The following is a 19,040-nucleotide window of genomic DNA, read 5'->3' on the forward strand; positions in this document are numbered from 1 at the left end:
GCGACCGTGCATAACAACTTCTCACGATGGTGACATGATGACTCAAAAAGATCCTCAATCCACGCAGCCGCAGGCGACCTGCCCGATGGCGGCGGCCCACGCGGAGACCGCAGCCCATCCTGCTGCATCTCCACGCCTGATGCGCGTTTCCGAAGTCGACCGCGAATACCCCGGCGGCACGCCACTGGCCCAGGTGATGGATTGGGTGCGCGCCTTCCTGGCCCGCCCCCATCCGGACCTGGGCCGCAAGGGCGCGGTATGCCCGTTCGTGCCTGTCTCGCTGCTACAGGACAGCATCTGGCTGGCGGAAATCACCGACCGCGACCTGAGCCTCGACAAGATCAGCGCGATCATCAGCCAATACCGCGACCTGTTCCTGGCCACCGAGCCGACCCGCGGACCCGATGCGATCAACAAGGCGTTCATGGTGGTCTTTCCCAACCTGGGTACGGAAGGCGCAGCCGTGGTCGACGAAGTGCAGTACCGGCTCAAGCGCGACTTCGTCGACATGGGCCTGATGCTGGGCGAGTTCCACTCGGCGAACGAGAGCGAAGGCCTGCGCAACCCCGAGTTCCGGCCGCTGCGCAGCCCGATCCCGATGCTCGCCATCCGGCACATGGTCGATTCCGACCTGCCCTTCCTGCTGAGGGCCGGCTATCCGGCCAGCGTGCGCGCCGCCTTCCTGCGCTCCTACCTGTACCGCATGGCCGGCACACTGCCGAGCACCAAGCTCGAACAGGCGTTGGACGGCGTAATCGAGGCCGAAGTCGAACAACGCATCGACATCCGGCTGGCGCTGCTGCCTGCCGTTGCCGCCGTCGATGGCGCTGCGGTTGCAGGCGCCGGCGCCAACGCCGCAACGGCCGATGCTGCCGGCACCTTGCTGGGGGGCCGTCCATGACCACGGCGATGAAACCCGCGCAGGACGCCGACGGCGCCCGCATCGCCATCGTCGGCGGTGGACTGGCCGGTTCGCTGCTGGCACTGGCGCTGGCGCGGCAAGGCCATGGCGTTGACCTGTACGAACGGCGCCCCGACCCGCGCCGCCAGTCGGCCGGCGCCGGCCGCTCCATCAATCTGGGCCTGTCCAAGCGCGGCATGCAGGGCCTGCGCATGGTGGGCCTGCTGGACGACGTGCTGGCCCGCTCGGTGGTGATGAGCGGCCGCGTGATCCACGCGCCCGACGGCAGCACCCGCTACCAGGCCTACGGCAAGGACGCCGGCGAGGTACTCCATTCCATCGACCGCAACGAACTCAATCACCTGCTGCTGGACCGTGCGCAGCAGCATCCGCAGGTCAGGCTGCACTTCGAGCATCGTCTGGTACGCGCGGACAAGGCCAACCGCACGCTGGAATTCGACACCCCGGATGGAAGTGTGACAGTGCAGCCTAAGTGGGTAGCTGGCGCAGACGGCGCCTTCTCCGCCATGCGCCGCGAGCTGCAGCACGGCGAACGCGCCGACTACCATCAGGAGTACCTGGAATGGGGCTACAAGGAACTCACACTGGCGGCCCGTCCGGACGGCAGTTCGGTGATCGAGCTGACCGCGCTCCATGTCTGGCCGCGCAGCCACTGCCTGTTCGTCTCGCATCCCAACCTGGACGGTTCGCACACGCTGACCTTGTTCCTGCCGTTCGAGGGCGAAGAAAGCTTCGCCACCGTGCGCACGCCGGAACAGGTCAGCGCGCTGTTCGCCAAGTACTTCCCCGACCTGCTGCCGCTGCTGCCAGGGCTGCTGGATCAGTGGGAGCGCCATCCGACCGGCTCCCTGATCACCACCCGCACCGCACCGTGGCGCTTCGGCGACTGGGCCGTGCTGCTGGGCGACGCCTGCCACGCCGTCTATCCGTTCTACGGCCAGGGCATGAACTCCGCCTTTGAAGACTGCTGCGTGCTGATGGCGGCGCTGGCGGACCACCCGCAGGACCTGGCTGCAGCCTTCAGCCGCTACGAACAGCAGCGCCGTCCCCACACCGACGTGCTGGCCGAGCTGTCGAAGGCCAACTTCGTCGAGCTGCGGCAGAAAGTGCAGTCGCCGTGGTTCATCGCCCGCAAACGGCTAGACCTGGCGCTGAACCGTTTGTGGCCGCGCAGCTGGCTGCCGCTGTACACCATGATCGCCCATTCCACCATGCCTTACGGCGAAGCGCTGGAACGCTCGCACCGCCAGGAACGCCTGCTGCGCACCGCGCTGGCCGGCATCGCCGCGCTGTGCTGCGCCGGACTTGCCTACGCCATCGGAGTCAAACCATGAATCGACCTGTTTCCATCTCCATCGAGCGGCGCGTGATCGCGCTGCTGTTGGCGGCGTTGTTCGGCATGTTCGCCGCCGTCGGCTGCAGCGTGCTGTTCGCGCCGTCGTCGCCGCAAGCCTTGCTGGCGCTGCTGCCGCTGGCCGCGGCCCTGCTGCTCAGCCCACGGCTGGCGCGGCGGCTGCCGGCGCAGTTCGACGGCATCTCCAACGGCCGCCGCCTGCTGTCCGTCCTGTGGCTGCTGCTGGCGCTGACCGCGTTGGCGCGCACCGCCGGCCTCGGGGTCTACATGGCCGATCCGCAGCGCCCGCAAGCCTCGGCGATCTGGTTCGATCCCTTCTACGTCAACCACAGCTGCCTGTCCGGTTACTGGAAAGCCTCGGAACTGGCCAAGCCGGGTGGCGTGAATATCTACGAAGCGACCCCGTACGAAGGCAGCGAAGGCCGCTTCAAGCTGGACGCCTACCTGTATCCGCCGCAGTTCCTTCTGCTGCCGCGCGCCGTCGGCGCCGTTGGCGGTGGCTTCCTGCAACTACGGGCAGTATGGTTCGCGCTCGATGCCGCGCTGCTGGCCGGCGCCATGCTGGCCTTGTGCGGCTGGATCGGCGGCCAGGCCGGACGCCGCGCCGCCCTGCTGCTGCCCGCCGCGTGGCTCGCGCTGCCGACCTTGATCACGCTACAGACCGGGAACTTCCAGCTGCCGGCGCTGGCCTTGTCGGTGCTGGCCATGCTGCTGTTCCAGCGCGGCCGCAACCTCGCGGGCGGCGCGCTGCTCGGTGTCGCCATGGTCAAGATCTTCCCCGGCATCCTGTGCGCCTACCTGCTGTTCGGCCGCCGCTGGCGCGCACTGGGCTGGAGCGTGGCGTGGTCGCTGGCCTACGCGGGCCTGGGCCTGGCGCTGCTGGGCACCGCGCCGTTCAAGGATTTCATCGGCTTCGAACTGCCGCGCATCGCCAGCGGCGAGTTGTGGAGCTGGCTGGCGCTCGACGGCCTGGAAGGCGTCGCCGCCATCAACGACTCGGTACCAGGGCTGGTATTCAAACTGCGCCTGCTTGGCCTGTCCGGCATGGATCATCACATGGTGGCCGGCGCCGCGTGGGTCTGGTCGCTGCTGCTGGTGGCGATCGCGGCGGTCGCAGCCTGGCGCACGCAAGGCGCATCGCAACTGCGCCAGGCCACGGTCTGGATTTCCCTGCTAGGACTGGCGGCGCTGCGCAGCCCCTTCGTGCCCGACGACTACGGCCTGTTCCCGGCGCTGTGGCTCTGGTGCCTGCTGGCCGGCTCCATCACCTTCAACGCCATGCGCGCCGCCGGACTGGCCGTGCTCTGGCTGGGGTTCGCACTGGTCATGCCATTCAGCCTCGCCACGCCGGCACAACTCCCTCTGCTGCTGACTGTGTCGACCGCGAGCCAGCTGCTGGCGCTGGGCCTGTGGCTGTGGGCCACGCTGCGCCCACGCGATGGCGCGGCGCATGACCGGGCCGGAGCCTCCCATCACCGCAGTACAGCATCCACCACCGCTACCGCACCGGCCATGGCCCAGGTGCGTTCCGATTCCTACCAATGAAAGCAATATGATGCAACTGACTACTCCTTCCAGCCTGCGCCGCAACCTGTTGTCGGCCCTGATCTTCGTCACCGCTTCGGCCGCCGCCGAGGATAAACTGCGCATCCCGCGCGCCGCGCATGCGCCTGCGCTGTCCGATTATGTCGCCGGCATCCCGGCCGATGCAGGCGTCGAAGTCAAGGGCTTCCGCCAGTTCCAGCCAGGCGACGGCCAGCCTGCGTCGCTGGAGACGCGCGCCTACCTGTCCTATGACGACCAGAACTTCTACGCCGTCTTCGTCTGCAAGGACGATCCGAAACTCGTGCGCGCCCGCATCGCCCGCCGCGAAGACCTGCCCGGCGACGACGCCGTGCAGCTGGACCTGGACACCTTCCACGACAAGCAGCGCTCATTCCGCTTCTACGCAAATCCCTACGGCGTGCAGATGGACGCCAAGCACACCGAAGGCGTGGGCGACGATTTCAACTTCGACACCCAGTGGACCTCCGACGGCAAGCTGACCGCCGACGGCTACGTCGTCATGATGGCGATTCCGTTCAAGAGCCTGCGCTTCCGCAGCGCCGACGTGCAGGACTGGGGCGTGTCGGTGGGCCGCATCGTGCCGCGCCTGAACGAGTTCTCATACTGGCCCTACATCACCCAGCGCCAGGAAGCCTTCGTGCCGCAGATGGCGGCGGCGGAAATCGCCGCCCCGGTCTCGGCCGGCCGCAACATCCAGCTCAATCCCTACGCATACCTGGGCCGCAGCCGCGCGCTCGACCAGAGCGATCCGACGCGCCCCGGCTGGCAGCACGACAACAAAAACCAGGCCGGCCTGGACGCCAAGTTCGTGCTGGCCGACGCCTTCGCGGTCGACCTGACCTTCAATCCCGACTTCAGCGAAGTCGAATCGGACGAACCGCAGGTCATCATCGATCAGCGCTACGAAGTGCAGTTCCCGGAAAAGCGCCCGTTCTTCCTGGAGAATTCCGGCTTCTTCGCCACGCCGCAGCAGCTGTTCTTCTCGCGCCGCATCATCGACCCGCAACTGGGCGCGCGCATCACCGGCCGCACCGGCAACTGGTCGCTGGGCGGCCTGCTGATGAACGACGAGGCGCCAGGCAAGCTGGCGGCGCCGGGCGATCCGGCATACGGCAAGAAGGCCCGCATCACCGTGGCGCGCGGCCAGCGCGACTTTGATACCGATTCGAACCTGGGCGCGATGGTGACAGACCGCCGCATCGCCGGCCATGCCAACACCGTCGCCGGGGCCGACCTGCGCTGGAAACTGGACGAAAACTGGGTGGCCAGCGGCCAGGCGGCCAGCAGCCGCACCAGCGACAGCGGCGCGCCGGACAGCACCGGCAGCCTGGCCTATGCCGAACTGCGGCGCACCGACCGCAGCTTCAACTACGCGGCCACCTATCTCGACGTGTCGCGCCGTTTCGAGAGCGAGCTGGCCTTCATCCCGCGCACCGATATCCGCCAGCTGGGCCAGGAAGCGAGCTATATGTGGAACTTCACCGACGCCCCCTGGCTGGTCAGCACGGGGCCGAGCATCAAGGCGCTCTACACCAAGGACCACGACGGCCAGCTGCAAGACTGGTCGAGCGACGCCTGGTACACCGTCAAGGGCCTGCGCGCCACCACCTTCGAAGCCCACAGGCTCGACGCGCATGAACTGTACGCCGGCCAGCGTTTCCACAAGAACGGCTACCAGCTGGCCGCCAGCACCGAATGGTTCGACTGGCTGAACGGCTGGGTGAAGGTCGGCCAGAACGACGTGATCAACTATGTGCCGGCGGCCGGCACGCAGGCCGCCCTCGGCGACGCCCGCAGCGTCTCGGCCAACATCAAGTTCACGCCGCATCCGCAGTTCCGCGTGGAGCAGACGCTGTTCTGGAACGACCTGCGCACCAAGAGCGGCATGGTGGGCGTGGGCGCCGGCACCGGCGTGTACCGCGAGCTGCTGTCGCGCACCAAGTTCAACTACCAGTACAGCCGCTTCCTGTCGGCCCACCTGATCCTGGACTACACCAACCTGCGCACCAACAGCCAGCTGACCGCGCTCCCCGGCGGCAAACAGCTGACCGCCGACCTGCTGTTCAGCTATCTGCTGAGCCCCGGCACGTCGCTGTTCGCCGGCTATACGGACCGCCAGGAAAACCTGCAACTGGTGGGCAATCCGGCACTGCTGGAACGCACGCGCGGGCTGGAGCTGCATACCGGCCGCAAGGCTTTCATCAAACTCAATTACCTGTTCCAGCTCTGAACCATGCGATCCATGCAAATCATCGTACCGATGTCCGGCTTCGGCGAGCGCTTTCGCCGCGCCGGCTACGAATTGCCCAAGCCATTGATCGAGATCGACGGCAAGCCGATCATCGCCCATGTCATCGAGATGTTCGATGCGGACGCGGACTTCCTCTTCATCTGCAACGAGGAGCATCTGCGCGAGCCGGCTTACCGCATGGAGGAAGTGCTGCGCCGCTGGTGCCCGCAGGGCCGCATCGCCGCTATCGCGCCGCATAAACTCGGCCCGGTGCACGCGGTGCTCCAGGTCGGACACCTGATCGATCCGGAGCGTCCGGTGCTGGTGAACTACTGCGACTTCAGCTGCTACTGGGACTGGCGGCACTTCAAGCAGTTCGTCGCGATCAACGAGTGCGACGGCGCGATTCCGGCCTATCGCGGCTTCCACCCGCACACGCTGGGCAGCACCAACTATGCCTACATGCGCGAGCATAACGGATGGGTGCAGGCCATCCAGGAAAAGCAGCCGTACACCGACAACCGCATGGAAGAATATGCGTCCAGCGGCAGCTACTACTTTGCGTCGGGGCGGTTGATGGAAGAGGCCTTCACGGCCGCGATGGAACAGCAACTGACGGTCGGCGGGGAGTACTACGTTAGCCTGGCCTACCGTCCGATGCTGGCGGCCGGCCGGCGCGTGGCAGTCTACCCGCTGCAGCACTTCATGCAGTGGGGGACGCCAGATGACGTGGCCGAATACCGGGGCTGGTCGTCCGCCTTCGCCCGCCTGGCGCAGCGGCCGGAGTCCGCGGCCGCGTCACCGGAGGCCCCGGCGGCGGGCGCGCTGGTGCTGCCGATGGCCGGCATGGGCCAGCGCTTCGCCGACCAGGGCTACGCGCTGACCAAGCCGCTGATCGGCGTCTCCGGACAACCGATGGTGGCGCAGGCCGTGCATGACCTGCCGCCGGCGCTGCAGCACTGCTTCGTGCTGCGCGCCGACATGCCGGGCCATGCAGCAATCGCCGACGAACTGCGCCAACGCCATCCCGGCGCCGTGATCGCCACCCTGCCCCAGGTCAGCGAAGGCCAGGCCTGCACCGCGCTGGCCGGCGTCGACGCGCTGGCCGTAGCGGCTTTGGACACGCAAGGCCCGTTGACGGTGGGCGCATGCGACTTCGGCATGCTGTACGACCAGGCGGCGTTCCGCCGGCTCGCCGACGATCCGCAGGTCGACGTGATCGTATGGGGCGTGCGCGGCAACGCCAACGCCATCCGCAGGCCGCAGATGTTCGGCTGGATCGACGAGGACCAGGGCCGCATCCGCAGCATATCGGTCAAGACGCCGCTGGCAGATCCCGCCACCGACGCCATCGTGCTGGGCGCCTTTACTTTCCGCCGCGCCACCGACCTGCGCCGACTGGTGGATGCGCTGATCGCGCGCGACGGCCGCGTCAACGGCGAGTACTACCTGGACTCCTGCATCAACGACGCCATCGCCATGGGGCTGAACTGCCGCCTGTTCGAAGTGGACCACTACCTGTCCTGGGGCACGCCGGATGACCTGCGTACCTTCGAGTACTGGCAGTCCTGCTTCCACAAATGGGCCGGCCATCCGTACACGCTGGAGCAGGACGCCCGCGTTCCCGCCGAAGCCGTGACGGAGCTGGCGCACCGCTACCGCGCTATCACACCGGCCGATCCCGGGAGGATGGCGTGATGCGGCGCGAGCTGCCGGTGTTCCTGGTGGTCGGCACGCTGACGGTGCTGGTGGACCTGCTGGTCTATCGCGCGTTGATGGCGTCCGGGCTGGCGGCCACCGCGCCGGCCAAAGCTATCGGCTTCCTGGCGGGTACGGTGTTCGCCTACTGCGCCAACCGCCGCTGGACCTTCGGCCACCGCGCCGCAGCTCCCGGCAGCGCGGCGCGCTTCGCCGTCCTGTACGGCGCAACGCTGGCCGCGAACGTCGCGGTCAACGCCGTCGTGCTGCGGATGCTGGACGCGGCCGGACCCGCAGTTGCGGTACCGCTGGCCTTCGTGGCGGCGACCGGCGTATCGGCCACGCTGAACTTCATCGGCATGAAGACGCTGGTCTTCTCCCACGCCCGCCGTACGGAGCTGCCATGAGATTCTCGCTGGTGATCCCCTGCTACAACGAAGCCGCCAATCTGCCTCTTCTACTCAAGCGCTGCTATCCACTGGCGCTGCGGGACGACGTCGAAATCATCCTTGTCGATAACGGTTCAACCGACGACAGCCCGCAGGTGCTGGCCGCGCTGCTGCCGGCCTGCCCCGGTTGCCGCAGCATCCGCGTCGACGTCAACCAGGGCTACGGCCACGGCATCTTGGCGGGACTGGCGGCGGCCACCGGCGAGATCGTCGGCTGGACCCATGCCGACCTCCAGACCGATCCGCAGGACGCCTTGCACGGACTAGCCCTGTTCGAACGCCACGGCGACGGCATTTTCGTCAAGGGCCGCCGCTACGGCAGGCCGCTGGCCGATGTGCTGTTCACCGCCGGCATGAGCGCCTTCGAGACGCTGCTGCTGGCGACCCCGCTGTGGGACATCAACGCCCAGCCGACCATGTTTTCCAGGCGCTTCTTCGACACCTGGCGCAACGCACCCCACGACTTCTCGCTCGACCTGTACGCCTACTACCAGGCACGCCGCGCCGGGTTGGCTGTGCACCGCTTCCCCGTGCACTTCGGCGAGCGCGCGCACGGCGTCTCGCACTGGAACGTCAACTGGGCGGCCAAGCGGAAATTCATCCGGCGCACCGTCGACTTCAGCCTGCAATTAAAAAACTCACTGAAACCATGAAACTGATCTCACATCGCCGCAATACCCTGGCCCAATTGGCCGACACGCCCGAACACCTCGGCGTGGAAGTCGATATCCGCAGCGACGGCGGGCGGCTCATCATCCATCACGATCCCTTGACGCCCGGCGAGGCGTTCGAACCGTGGCTGTCGGCCTACCGCCACGGCACGCTGATCCTCAACGTCAAGGAGGAAGGCCTGGAAGCGCCGCTGATCGCGCTGCTGCGCAAGCACGGCATCGAAGACTATTTTTTCCTCGACCAGTCCTTTCCCTTCCTGGTGAAGTGGGCCAGGGCCGGTGAGCGGCGTTGCGCGGTGCGGGTGTCGGAGTTCGAATCCGTCGACACGGCGCTGACGCTGGCCGGACAGATCGACTGGGTGTGGGTCGACTGCTTCAGCCGCTTCCCGCTCAGCGGCGGGGACGCCGCGCGCCTGCGTGGCGCGGGCTTCAAGCTATGCCTGGTGTCGCCGGAGCTGCAGGGACGGGGCACGGAAGAAATCGCCCAACTGGCGGCGCTGCTGGCCGAACGCGGCATCGTCGCCGACGCGGTCTGCACCAAACGGCCGGACCTGTGGCGGGATCTGTCGCAAGACCAGGTGCTTGCATGATGCGCCTGTTCCGCCATCCGCTGTTTGCATTCGGCCTGGCGCTGAGGATCGCGATGCTGGCGACGATCGTGCCGCACGCCGTCACCGAATGGTATGCGCCCTTCCTGTCCGCCAGCGCCGGCCAGCTGTCCGCCGATCCCTGGACGGTGTTCCTCGCCCAGGGCGGCACGCCGGCGGCCTTCCCCTACGGTTACGTCATGTGGCTGGCGCTGATGCCGCTGGCATTGCTGGCCAAGGCGGCCGGGATCGGCATCGGCCATGCCTACGGCGCCGGCCTGCTGGGCGCGGACCTGTTGCTGCTGCTGGTGCTGAGCCGGATGCTGCCCGGCCGCGACACGCTGCTGCTGGCCTTGTACTGGCTGTCGCCCGTGATGCTGCTGGCCACCTATGGCCTCGGCCTGAACGACGTGGTGCCGATGCTGTTGCTGGTGGCGGCGCTGTACTGCACGCGGCGGCGGCAGCTGGCGGCGGCAGGCGCCTTGTGTGCAGCGGCGGTATCGGCAAAACTGAGCATGGTGCTGGCGCTGCCCTTCTTCCTGATCTACCTGACCCGCAACCGCGCCTTGCAGCAGCAGTTGCCCGCCTTCGCGCGTGGCGCGGCGCTGGCCGGCGCCGTGTTCGGCCTGCCCTTCCTGTACTCGGCGTCGGCGCTGCGCATGCTGCTGAATAACCCGGAGATGGGCAAGGTCTATCAGTTCTCGCTGCACGTCGGCGCCGGCACCACCGTGTACGTGATGCCGCTGGCCTACCTGGTCACGCTATACCTGGCCTGGCGCGTGCGGCGCATGAACTTCGAACTGTTCAGCGCCTTGCTGGGACTGGGCTTCCTGCTGGTGGTGCTGCTGACGCCTGCCTCGCCAGGCTGGTTCGTGTGGATCGTGCCGGCGCTGGTCTTCTACCAGGCCGCCAGCGACAGGATGGCAGTGCTGCTGACGGCGGGCTTCTCGGCGCTGTACGTGCTGGACAACCTGCCGCCGGACGTCATGGCCGCGCTGCCGCTGGCGTCGGTGACGCCGGTGGTGCACACGATGATGACCGCCGTCGGCATCGTGCTGGCGCTGCGGATGTGGCGCGAAACGGTCAGCTCGAACGACTACTTCCGTTTCAGCCGCAAGCCTTTCGTGATCGGCATCGCCGGCGACTCCGGCGCCGGCAAGGATACGCTGGCCGAATCGCTGCGCGGCCTGTTCGGCGGCCATTCGGTGGCGCACCTGTCCGGCGACGACTACCACCTGTGGGACCGGGCCAAGCCGATGTGGCAGGTCATGACCCATCTGAGCCCGATGGCCAACGACCTGGAATCCTATGCCAACGATCTGCTGGCCCTCACCGACGGCAAGACCATCCTGTCGCGCCACTACGACCATGGCAGCGGCAAGATGAGCCGCCCGCAGCGCGTGCGCAGCAACGATTTCATCATCGCCAGCGGCCTGCATGCGCTGTACCTGCCGGTGCTGCGCGAGTGCTATGACCTGAGCATCTACCTCGACATCGACGAAGGGCTGCGGCGCTACTACAAGCTGCAGCGCGACGTGCTGGAACGGGGCCACAGCGCCGAACGGGTGCGCTCCTCGCTCGACAAGCGGGAGCCGGACTCGATCCGCTTCGTGCGGCCGCAGGCGCGCCACGCCAGCCTGGTGCTGTCGCTGCGGCCGATCCACCCGGACCTGCTGGAGCACCCGCTCGGCAGCGAGGCGCCGCGCGTCAAGCTGCTGGTGCGCTCCCGCAATGGCCTCAACGAGCTGTCGCTGCGGCGGGTGCTGGTCGGCGTGTGCGGCCTGCATGTCGACCTGGCGATGGACGACGACGCCAGCGAGATCGCCCTGACCATCGAAGGCGAAGCCACCAGCGAGGATATCGCCATGGCCGCCGCCACGCTGTTCCCGCGCATTACCGAGTTTCTCGACACCGTACCGCAATGGCGCGACGGCGCGCTGGGGCTGATGCAGCTGATCGCATTGGCGCACATACACCAAGCCTTGAACAAACGCTTAATCTGGTAAATCATTATGATCAAAATATCCAACGACGACCGCTTCACGCAGATCCCGGACGCCATCCTGTTCGACACCGACAACACGCTGTACCACTACGACCCGGCCCACGCGCTGGCCATGAGCGCGGTGCGCGGCAAGGTGGCTGCCACCTTCTCGCTCGACCCGGACGATTTCGACAAGGCTTATGCCAGCGCCCGTAGCGAAGTGAAGCTGCGCCTGAAGGACACGGCGGCCTCGCACAGCCGCCTGCTGTACCTGCAGCGCATGCTGGAGATCATCGGCCTGGGCTCGCAGGTGCTGGTGGCGCTGGACCTGGAGCAGACCTACTGGCGCACCTTCCTCAGCAACGCGGTGCTGTTCGACGGCGTCAAGGAACTGCTGGACGACATCCGCCTGCTCGGCATCCCCACCGCCATCGTCACCGACCTGACCGCGCAGATCCAGTTCCGCAAGATGGTCTACTTCGGCCTGGACCGCTACTTCGACTATATCGTCACCAGCGAGGAAGCGGGCTACGACAAGCCGCACGGCGCGCAGTTCGAACTGGCGCTGAAAAAGGTACGCCCCAGCGGCAACTGCATCTGGATGATCGGCGATAACCCGGTCAACGACATCGGCGGCGCCCGCCGCAGGATAGACGCTGTCACGCTGCAAAAACTGCACAACGGCGTGCAGCAAGGCCAGGGCGAGAATGCCGCCGACGCGGTGTTCCAGGAATTCGGCCAGGTGCGCAAGCTGCTCGAACGGCTTGGGGCGGCGCATTGAACGCGCGCGACGACAAGCGCGGCGGCCTGCGCGCGGCGGTCAGCGCCTATTGTGCGCGGGTTGGCGCCGATCCCCTGCTGGTACAGGGTGCTGGCGGCAACGCATCGTGGAAGGACGGCGACACGATGTGGGTCAAGGCTTCGGGCACGTGGCTGGCGGAGGCGCAGCGGTCGGACATCTTCGTGCCGGTGGACCTGGCCCATTTGCGGGCCGCCATCGCCGCCGGCGACCTGGATGTCGTGCCGCGAGCGCTCGCGGGCAGCATACTGCGGCCATCGATCGAGACGCTGATGCATGCGCTGATGCCGCAGACAGTGGTGCTGCATCTGCATGCGGTCGAGGTACTGGCGCATCTGGTCCGTGCGGACTTCACCGGCCCCGCACCGGCCCCGGCGCCTTGGTGCTGGGTGGATTACCACAAACCGGGGGCCACGCTGGCCGGGGCGATTGCGGCGCGCTTGCGCGAACAGCCGGACGCGCAGATTGTCTTCCTGCAGAATCATGGCGTGGTGATAGGCGGTGCCGACGTGGGGGAAGTAGAAGCGATACTGACGTCGCTGCTGGCCTGCATGCGCATCGAGCCCGTCGCACCGGTCGCACCGACCGGCGCCGAGGCGAACGCAATGCCGCCACTGACAGCCATTCCCGACGAAGGCATACAGCAGTTGGCCCTCGATCCGCGTCTGTACAAACGGCTCCGGAAGGAGTGGGCATTGTGTCCGGATCATGTGGTGTTCCTCGGCGCGGAGGCCGCGTGCTACGCGGATGCCGATTCGTTCGTCGCCGCGCAAACCATGGGCGCCGAGGCCAGGCTGGCCTTCATCGCTGGCGTGGGCGTGTATGCGGCCGGAGACTTCGGCGCAGCGCGCACGGCGCAGCTGCGCTGCTACTACGACATCCTGGCCCGCCAGCCTTTCGATGCGGCGCTGACCACGCTGTCGACGCCGCAGTTGGCCGAACTGCTGGACTGGGACGCCGAACGCTATCGCCTGGCGATGGCCAGGTAGGCAAGCTGCGCGCGGCGTGCGGCCAGCAGCGCCAGGCCCGCAGCCATCATCAGCCAAGTCGATGGTTCCGGAATCGGCGAAGTCGGATCGCCTGGGCCGCCGGGAGGCGTATCGTCGACCACCAGTTCGCCGAAGGCCTGGAACTCGGCCACCGAATAATGGTTGTCGCCCTTCGCCGTGATGCGGAAGGCCTTGGCCACCACCGGCGTGAGCAACGGGCCGCCAAACAGGTTCTGGCCCGTCGGGGACTGGTCGGTATTGACCGTGGTCGCCGATTGCCAGACATTGGCGCGGTCGAGGAATTCGATGCGGTAGTCGTCGCCGTTGTCGGCTTCCAGGACCAGACGGTTGACGGAGGCGGTATGCGCCAGCGTGATGGTCAGGCCGGTGTCCACGCCGGACCAGTAGACGGAACCGAAATTCCACTGCTGGCCGATCGGATTGAACTCGCCATCGGTCACGCTGTCGAGCCGCGCGATGCCGCCTCCCCAGGTGGCGCCGGCGGAATCGCCCATGCCGTCGCCAAACGAGTCGACATCTGCAAGGTAGGCGACGTTGTCATCGGCGTGGGCGTAACAGGACAAGAGCAGCGCGGCCATGGCCGCAGCGGTGGTCATTTTCATATGGTGTCCCGGTTAGCGCAGCGCGGCGACATGGCGTTGACGGCGCATTTCGTCCTGCATCTGCATGGTGAGATAGGCTGCCTGGAGGGTTCCCGCATCCTGGCCGATGGTCTTGCGTGTGAGGGGGCGCGGCAGATCGGCCCATGGGCTGCGCGGCAGCTGTGCCGCTGGAACACCCACCGCCACGCGTTCGAAGCCGCTGGCGGACTTCGGAGCGACGCCGCCGCTGTTAATGACAATGCCTGCCGCGCCGTCATCGCTGGCATCGGACTGGCTGCCCGCTGGGCAATCGGCGTCGGTCAGCAGCACTTTGCCGTCGGCCGAAACGCAGCGATTGACGCCGGCTGCGGCATAGGCGGTACTGGCGACAAGGCCGAGGCATAACAGGCATTGTGCGAAACGAAGAGAGGCGTCCATGATCGATGTCCTTTGAGAAAGTATATTAATTTTCTCGCAAGCCTGGATATCTATCTGTACGACGCCGCACGCACCGGCAGAGCCCGTTTGAATGCGTTGCTTTTTGGTCTAAGGTACAATATCGGCATGAAAGCGATATTCCTCATCCCCGCCCTTTCCCTCTCCCTGGTTCAAGGTTATGCCGCCGCGGAGTCCGTCCCCGATCATGGCTGGAACAACTCCGCGGAGTTGGGCGCCATCTCCACTTCCGGTAACACGGTCGGTACTTCCGTCACCGGCAAGCTGGATGCGAAGCAGGAGCTGCCCGACTGGAGCAACGAGTACATCCTGGCCGGATACTTCAAGGACGAGCAGGTAACGAACGCCAACGGCGAAAAAGTGCGCGAGCGTTCGGCGCAACGCTATTCGTTCTCCGCCAAGTCGGCGTACAAGCTGCTGCAGGATCACGACAAGCTGTTCGCACTGGCCACGCACGTCAACGATAAATTCGGCGCTTATACACGCTACTCCACCGTGGGCGTCGGTTACGGAACCCAGACCTACACGACGCCGGAACACACCATGGACGTGGAAATCGGTCCTGGCTATTTCAACGGCACGCGTTCGACCGGCGAAGCGGAAAGCGGCCTGACCGTGCGCGGCGCGGCCAACCTGAAATGGAAATTGAGCGACACCGCCCTGTTCACGCAGAACCTGAGCGTGGAGCGCGGCACGTCCAACATCCACTCGCTGGCCGAGACCGCGCTGCGCACCAAGATCAACAGCACCATGCAGATGAAGGCCGCCTTCAGCGTCCGCAACGACACCAACGTGCCGGAAGATAAAAAGAACACCGATACCCAGACGTCGGTGACGCTGGTCTATTCGTTCTAACGCTGAACGCTACATGCCCTTGAAGCGGTGCTGGAAGCGCTGGCTCACGGGCAGCTTGTCGGCGTGGCCGCGCAGGCTTAGCCACAAGGCGCCGTCGGCATCCCGGCTGACGGCGGCGATGCGCTTGACCGCCACCACATATCCCCTGTGTATCTGCCAGAATCCCGCGTCCTCCAGCTCGGAGGCCAGGTCTTTCAACGGCGTGCGGATGTGGGCTTCGGCCTGCTGCGGCGTGACCACCCTCGTGTATTTAAACTCCGAACAAAAGTAGATCACATCGCTCAAGTCGATGAAATGGATCGCGTTGCCGACGGTCGCTTGCAGCCATGAGGGCGCGGCCGGCTTGGGCGACAGCTGCTGCATCAGCCGCGCCAGGTCCGGCGGCGGCGTGCCGAGGCGCGCGCGTACGCGCTCGATGGCGCGCACCAGCCGCACAGGGTCGGTGGGCTTGAGCACATAGTCGATCGCGCCTTCGTCGAAGGCGGCCAATGCGTGCTCCTGGTAAGCGGTGACGAACACCACATGCGTGCGTGCGCCGAAAGTGCGCGCCACCTCCAGGCCGCTCAGGCCCGGCATGCGGATGTCGAGGAAGGCGACGTCCGGCTCCATTGCGCGGGCCAGCCGCAGCGCTTCGTAGCCGTCTGCCGCCTCCGCCACCATCTCGGCCTCCGGCCACAGGGCCGCCAGCGATTGCCGCAGTTCCGCGCGCAGCAAGGGCTCGTCGTCCGCAATCAGTATGCGCGGGCGACGCGTGGACAGGGACGTCATGCGTTCTCCATCGGTAAGGTGATTTCGGCTTCGGTCCAGCCGTCCGCCGCCACTTGCAGGCGGAACGCGGCGGCGCCGCCATGCAGGGCCGCCAGCCGCTCGCGCAGATTGCGCAGGCCGACGCCGCTGCCCAACACGGATTTGCCTGGGCCGGCGCCGTTGTCGCGCACCGCCACCACCAGCGTGCCTTCGCGACGGCGCACCTGCATCCGCACGGTGACGTTGCCGGGATGCGGCTCGACGCCGTGCTGTACGGCGTTTTCCACCAGCGGCATCAGCATCAACGGCGGCAGCACGAACGCGCCCAGTTCGGGCGGGCAGTCGATCTCGAACTGCAGGCGGTCGCCGAAGCGTATGCCCATCAGCGCGAGGTAGTGCCCCGCCAGTTCGCATTCGCGCGCCATATTGGACATCGGGCTGCGCAGGTCCGGCAAGGCCGTATGCAGATAGCCGATCAGGTGATCGAGCATCTCCACCGCGCGCTCGGGATCGTGGCGCGCAAGGTAGCGCGTGTTGGCCAGCGTGTTGTACAGGAAGTGCGGCTCGATCTGCGCCTGCAAGGCCTTCAGGTCGGCGGACAAGGCGGCCTGCTTCAGCTGCGCCACCAGCAAGGCGCGAGACTGCTGCTGCGCGACCCACAGGCGCGGCGCCAGCAGCAGCAAGGCCAGCGCCGCCACCGCCAGCTGCACCAGCAAATCGTTGTGCGTGATGATGCCGAGCGTCGCCAGGCCGCCGTGATAGAGCAAACCGGCCATCCAGCTGGACAAGCCTACCATGGCCAGCAAGGCCGGCCACAGGAAGCGCCACTCCCGCAGCCTGGCCAAGGCTTCGAGCAGCGCCAGCAAGCTGGCGCCGCTGGCGCCGACCGGCAGCAGCATCGCGCCGAACAAGGCGAGCAAGGTATAAGCCTTGAGCACCAGGCAGGTCAGCACGAAGCCGGCGGCCAGGACCGCGCTGAGCACCTTCTGCCGCCCGGTGCTTGATGCCACCTGCCTCAACGCCAGGTAACTGCTGCCAACGGCGGCAGTCATAAGGTCGGCGACTCCGGCAGCTTGTTGGGGCGCGGCGCGTCTACCGGCACGTCCTTGCCCACGATCTCCAGCGACAGATCGTCTATCCAGACTTGCCCGACACCGGCGTTGATCACACCGAAATTGATGGACGTCGCCTCCTCCGGCACGTCCAGCGTGACGCTGCGGGTTTGCCAGTCGGTGGTGCCGGATATCGGTTGGTCCTGGCTGTTGTAGAAGGCCAGGCTGACCGGCGTCTTGCCGTCGACCCGCATCCACAATCCGGCCCATTTGCTCACATCGCGCGACTTGACCCGCGCCTGGAAGCGCACGCGCTGGCCGAGGTAGCGCTGGGAGGACACCGCCTGCGCCAGCGTGGCCCAGCTCTTGCCATCGCCCTGCGTATAGCGCAAAAACTTGGAGCCCTTGCCGCTGACGGTTTCGACGCTGTCGATGCCAGCCTGGTACGACGACGGCGCACCGCCGGTCACGAACCACGGCGCCGGCAGCTTGCCGGTCGATTCCGCGGCGACTACCCACAGCGAGGTGGCGGCGAGTGCCGCTGCGATGACGTGCATTGGTTTCATCTTATGTCCTTAATCATGTCCATGACGGGATGTCATGGACACACTTTGCCCGATGGCGCGGCTGCGCGGGCGGCCATGCGACCGGCGCGGCCGGCGCCGGATAAGCGCGGCCGGGCCGCGATAAGCGCCCCCGATGCAGCGCCGGTTAATGCGATGCCAAGATTGAGCTTATTATAAGCTCCCGGCCGCTGTCCAAAATAGCCGCAGTTTGCTATAGTCGGCCCGCGCAGCGCTGCGGCTGCACACCATCCACCGTTTTCCCCTTATATATCCCGGACGTCCACATGAACACTCCACGCATTTTCGGCACCCCACTATCTCCTACCGCCACCAAGGTCATGCTGCTCGGCTCCGGTGAACTCGGCAAGGAAGTTATCATCGCGCTGCAGCGCCTTGGCGTGGAAGTGATCGCCGTGGACCGCTATCCGAACGCGCCGGGCCACCAGGTCGCGCACCGCGCCCACGTCATCAACATGGCCGACGGCGCCGCGCTGGCCGCGCTGATCGAGCAGGAAAAGCCGGACCTGATCGTGCCGGAAATCGAAGCCATCGCCACCGACACGCTGGCCGCGCTGGAACAGGCCGGCAAGATCACCTGCATCCCGACCGCCCGCGCCGCCCAGCTGACCATGAACCGCGAAGGCATCCGCTGCCTGGCCGCCGAAACCCTGGGCCTGGCGACGTCGCCCTACCGCTTCGCCAGCAGCCTGGCGGAACTGGAGCAAGCCACCGCCGCCATCGGCTTCCCATGCGTGATCAAGCCTGTCATGTCCTCGTCCGGCAAAGGCCAGTCCAAGATCGACAGCGCCGCCGAAGTCAAAGCCGCATGGGACTACGCCGCCGCCGGCAGCCGCGTCGATTCGGGCCGCGTCATCGTTGAAGGCTTCATCGACTTCGACTACGAAATCACGCTGCTGACGGTGCGCTCCATCGGCGCCGACGGCAAGGTCGAGACGCAGTTCTGCGATCCTATCGGCCACGTGCAGATACAGGGCGACTACGTCGAATCCTGGCAGCCTTGCCGCATGAACCCTCTGGCGCTGGCGCGCGCCCGCGACATCGCCGGGAAAGTCACCGGCGACCTGGGTGGCCTGGGCCTGTTCGGCGTCGAGCTGTTCGTCAAGGAAGACATGGTCTGGTTCTCGGAAGTGAGCCCGCGCCCGCACGACACCGGCATGGTGACGATGGCGACCCAGGTGCAGAGCGAATTCGAGCTGCACGCCAAGGCCATCCTCGGCCTGCCGGTCAACGTCGCGCTGAAGGCGCCGGGAGCTTCGGCCGTCATCTACGGCCAGCACGAAGCGGCAGGCATCGCCTTTGAAGGCGTAGCCGAAGCGCTGCGCGTGCCGGGCACCGACATCCGCCTGTTCGGCAAGCCGGAATCGTTCGCGCGCCGCCGCATGGGCGTGGCGCTGGCCACCGCCGACGACGTGGAGACCGCGCGCAGCCGCGCCAAGGAAGCGGCGGCCAAGGTCAAACCTGTGCTGGGCAAATAAGATTCTGCGCGCTCACC

18 protein-coding genes are annotated in these 19,040 nt (G+C 66.6%); 13 read left to right on the forward strand and 5 right to left on the reverse strand.

The genetic code is table 11. The features are described 5' to 3' along the window. Nucleotides 1-34 precede the first annotated feature (34 nt). Genes DUGA2_RS33970 through DUGA2_RS02615 form a run of 11 tightly spaced genes read left to right on the forward strand, consistent with a single transcriptional unit; the run spans nucleotide 35 to nucleotide 13,249 of the window. The gene (locus DUGA2_RS33970) at nucleotides 35-901 is read left to right on the forward strand and encodes a DUF6875 domain-containing protein (RefSeq protein WP_168167749.1); all 867 of its coding nucleotides are present in this window, start codon (nucleotides 35-37) and stop codon (nucleotides 899-901) included. Further along, a complete protein-coding gene (locus tag DUGA2_RS02570) occupies nucleotides 898-2,256 on the forward strand; it encodes an NAD(P)/FAD-dependent oxidoreductase (protein ID WP_141758496.1) in 1,359 nt (452 codons plus the stop codon). Before DUGA2_RS33970 ends, DUGA2_RS02570 begins: the two co-directional genes overlap by 4 nt. Beyond that, on the forward strand, nucleotides 2,253-3,821 hold the full coding sequence (locus tag DUGA2_RS02575; RefSeq protein ID WP_070267030.1) for a glycosyltransferase family 87 protein: 1,569 nt from the start codon (nucleotides 2,253-2,255) through the stop codon (nucleotides 3,819-3,821). The genes DUGA2_RS02570 and DUGA2_RS02575 overlap by 4 nt, the downstream gene beginning before the upstream one ends. A gap of 7 nt (nucleotides 3,822-3,828) precedes the next feature. After that, nucleotides 3,829-6,072, forward strand: a complete 2,244-nt coding sequence (locus DUGA2_RS02580) for a carbohydrate binding family 9 domain-containing protein (protein ID WP_070267031.1) — start codon at nucleotides 3,829-3,831, stop codon at nucleotides 6,070-6,072. Between the two features lie 12 nt (nucleotides 6,073-6,084). After that, complete coding sequence (locus tag DUGA2_RS02585) at nucleotides 6,085-7,770, forward strand: sugar phosphate nucleotidyltransferase (RefSeq protein WP_070267032.1); 1,686 nt, start codon at nucleotides 6,085-6,087, stop codon at nucleotides 7,768-7,770. Further along, nucleotides 7,770-8,177, forward strand: coding sequence for a GtrA family protein (locus DUGA2_RS02590; RefSeq protein WP_070267033.1), 408 nt, complete (start codon nucleotides 7,770-7,772; stop codon nucleotides 8,175-8,177). The genes DUGA2_RS02585 and DUGA2_RS02590 overlap by 1 nt, the downstream gene beginning before the upstream one ends. Then, nucleotides 8,174-8,872: a glycosyltransferase family 2 protein gene (locus DUGA2_RS02595; protein ID WP_070267034.1), complete on the forward strand. Its 699-nt coding sequence runs from the start codon at nucleotides 8,174-8,176 to the stop codon at nucleotides 8,870-8,872. Before DUGA2_RS02590 ends, DUGA2_RS02595 begins: the two co-directional genes overlap by 4 nt. Continuing rightward, nucleotides 8,869-9,480, forward strand: coding sequence for a phosphatidylinositol-specific phospholipase C/glycerophosphodiester phosphodiesterase family protein (locus tag DUGA2_RS02600; RefSeq protein ID WP_070267035.1), 612 nt, complete (start codon nucleotides 8,869-8,871; stop codon nucleotides 9,478-9,480). Before DUGA2_RS02595 ends, DUGA2_RS02600 begins: the two co-directional genes overlap by 4 nt. Then, entirely contained in the window at nucleotides 9,477-11,483 is a 2,007-nt protein-coding gene (locus DUGA2_RS02605; protein WP_070267036.1) for a uridine kinase, read from the forward strand. The genes DUGA2_RS02600 and DUGA2_RS02605 overlap by 4 nt, the downstream gene beginning before the upstream one ends. A gap of 6 nt (nucleotides 11,484-11,489) precedes the next feature. Continuing rightward, nucleotides 11,490-12,242 carry an HAD family hydrolase gene (locus DUGA2_RS02610; RefSeq protein ID WP_070267037.1) on the forward strand — a complete coding sequence of 251 codons (753 nt, stop codon included), beginning with the start codon at nucleotides 11,490-11,492 and terminating at the stop codon, nucleotides 12,240-12,242. Further along, entirely contained in the window at nucleotides 12,239-13,249 is a 1,011-nt protein-coding gene (locus DUGA2_RS02615) for a class II aldolase/adducin family protein (protein ID WP_168167750.1), read from the forward strand. The genes DUGA2_RS02610 and DUGA2_RS02615 overlap by 4 nt, the downstream gene beginning before the upstream one ends. Here the strand turns inward: DUGA2_RS02615 and DUGA2_RS02620 are convergent. Together DUGA2_RS02620 and DUGA2_RS02625 are read right to left on the reverse strand one after the other, a co-directional pair. Beyond that, complete coding sequence (locus tag DUGA2_RS02620) at nucleotides 13,225-13,872, reverse strand: PEP-CTERM sorting domain-containing protein (RefSeq protein WP_070267038.1); 648 nt, start codon at nucleotides 13,870-13,872, stop codon at nucleotides 13,225-13,227. The genes DUGA2_RS02615 and DUGA2_RS02620 overlap by 25 nt on opposite strands. A gap of 12 nt (nucleotides 13,873-13,884) precedes the next feature. Further along, a complete protein-coding gene (locus DUGA2_RS02625; RefSeq protein WP_070267039.1) occupies nucleotides 13,885-14,289 on the reverse strand; it encodes a hypothetical protein in 405 nt (134 codons plus the stop codon). Nucleotides 14,290-14,415: 126 nt separating this feature from the next. On the opposite strand from DUGA2_RS02625, the gene DUGA2_RS02630 reads away from it, so the two are divergent. After that, entirely contained in the window at nucleotides 14,416-15,162 is a 747-nt protein-coding gene (locus tag DUGA2_RS02630; RefSeq protein ID WP_070267040.1) for a YdiY family protein, read from the forward strand. Between the two features lie 9 nt (nucleotides 15,163-15,171). Here DUGA2_RS02630 and DUGA2_RS02635 read toward each other — a convergent pair whose 3' ends face one another. Genes DUGA2_RS02635 through DUGA2_RS02645 form a run of 3 tightly spaced genes read right to left on the reverse strand, consistent with a single transcriptional unit; the run spans nucleotide 15,172 to nucleotide 17,527 of the window. Beyond that, complete coding sequence (locus DUGA2_RS02635; RefSeq protein ID WP_070267041.1) at nucleotides 15,172-15,930, reverse strand: LytTR family DNA-binding domain-containing protein; 759 nt, start codon at nucleotides 15,928-15,930, stop codon at nucleotides 15,172-15,174. Further along, nucleotides 15,927-16,961: a sensor histidine kinase gene (locus DUGA2_RS02640; protein ID WP_070267042.1), complete on the reverse strand. Its 1,035-nt coding sequence runs from the start codon at nucleotides 16,959-16,961 to the stop codon at nucleotides 15,927-15,929. Before DUGA2_RS02640 ends, DUGA2_RS02635 begins: the two co-directional genes overlap by 4 nt. Further along, nucleotides 16,958-17,527 (reverse strand): transcriptional regulator, encoded by a 570-nt coding sequence (locus DUGA2_RS02645; RefSeq protein WP_070267043.1) that lies wholly within the window; start codon nucleotides 17,525-17,527, stop codon nucleotides 16,958-16,960. Before DUGA2_RS02645 ends, DUGA2_RS02640 begins: the two co-directional genes overlap by 4 nt. A gap of 284 nt (nucleotides 17,528-17,811) precedes the next feature. On the opposite strand from DUGA2_RS02645, the gene purT reads away from it, so the two are divergent. Next, nucleotides 17,812-19,023 (forward strand): formate-dependent phosphoribosylglycinamide formyltransferase, encoded by a 1,212-nt coding sequence (gene purT / locus DUGA2_RS02650; protein ID WP_070267044.1) that lies wholly within the window; start codon nucleotides 17,812-17,814, stop codon nucleotides 19,021-19,023. The last annotated feature ends 17 nt before the right edge of the window (nucleotides 19,024-19,040 follow it).

It is taken from the genome of Duganella sp. HH101 (assembly GCF_001758795.1).
Taxonomy (GTDB): Bacteria; Pseudomonadota; Gammaproteobacteria; order Burkholderiales; family Burkholderiaceae_D; genus Rugamonas; species Rugamonas rivuli.

Excerpts from the sequence above, each read along its gene's own strand:
- DUGA2_RS33970 (WP_168167749.1), top strand. The coding sequence starts at position 35 with ATGATGACTCAAAAAGATCCTCAATCCACGCAGCCGCAGGCGACCTGC.
- DUGA2_RS02570 (WP_141758496.1), top strand. The coding sequence starts at position 898 with ATGACCACGGCGATGAAACCCGCGCAGGACGCCGACGGCGCCCGCATC.
- DUGA2_RS02575 (WP_070267030.1), top strand. The coding sequence starts at position 2,253 with ATGAATCGACCTGTTTCCATCTCCATCGAGCGGCGCGTGATCGCGCTG.
- DUGA2_RS02580 (WP_070267031.1), top strand. The coding sequence starts at position 3,829 with ATGATGCAACTGACTACTCCTTCCAGCCTGCGCCGCAACCTGTTGTCG.
- DUGA2_RS02585 (WP_070267032.1), top strand. The coding sequence starts at position 6,085 with ATGCAAATCATCGTACCGATGTCCGGCTTCGGCGAGCGCTTTCGCCGC.
- DUGA2_RS02590 (WP_070267033.1), top strand. The coding sequence starts at position 7,770 with ATGCGGCGCGAGCTGCCGGTGTTCCTGGTGGTCGGCACGCTGACGGTG.
- DUGA2_RS02595 (WP_070267034.1), top strand. The coding sequence starts at position 8,174 with ATGAGATTCTCGCTGGTGATCCCCTGCTACAACGAAGCCGCCAATCTG.
- DUGA2_RS02600 (WP_070267035.1), top strand. The coding sequence starts at position 8,869 with ATGAAACTGATCTCACATCGCCGCAATACCCTGGCCCAATTGGCCGAC.
- DUGA2_RS02605 (WP_070267036.1), top strand. The coding sequence starts at position 9,477 with ATGATGCGCCTGTTCCGCCATCCGCTGTTTGCATTCGGCCTGGCGCTG.
- DUGA2_RS02610 (WP_070267037.1), top strand. The coding sequence starts at position 11,490 with ATGATCAAAATATCCAACGACGACCGCTTCACGCAGATCCCGGACGCC.
- DUGA2_RS02620 (WP_070267038.1), bottom strand. The coding sequence starts at position 13,872 with ATGAAAATGACCACCGCTGCGGCCATGGCCGCGCTGCTCTTGTCCTGT.
- DUGA2_RS02625 (WP_070267039.1), bottom strand. The coding sequence starts at position 14,289 with ATGGACGCCTCTCTTCGTTTCGCACAATGCCTGTTATGCCTCGGCCTT.
- DUGA2_RS02630 (WP_070267040.1), top strand. The coding sequence starts at position 14,416 with ATGAAAGCGATATTCCTCATCCCCGCCCTTTCCCTCTCCCTGGTTCAA.
- DUGA2_RS02635 (WP_070267041.1), bottom strand. The coding sequence starts at position 15,930 with ATGACGTCCCTGTCCACGCGTCGCCCGCGCATACTGATTGCGGACGAC.
- DUGA2_RS02640 (WP_070267042.1), bottom strand. The coding sequence starts at position 16,961 with ATGACTGCCGCCGTTGGCAGCAGTTACCTGGCGTTGAGGCAGGTGGCA.
- DUGA2_RS02645 (WP_070267043.1), bottom strand. The coding sequence starts at position 17,527 with ATGAAACCAATGCACGTCATCGCAGCGGCACTCGCCGCCACCTCGCTG.
- purT (WP_070267044.1), top strand. The coding sequence starts at position 17,812 with ATGAACACTCCACGCATTTTCGGCACCCCACTATCTCCTACCGCCACC.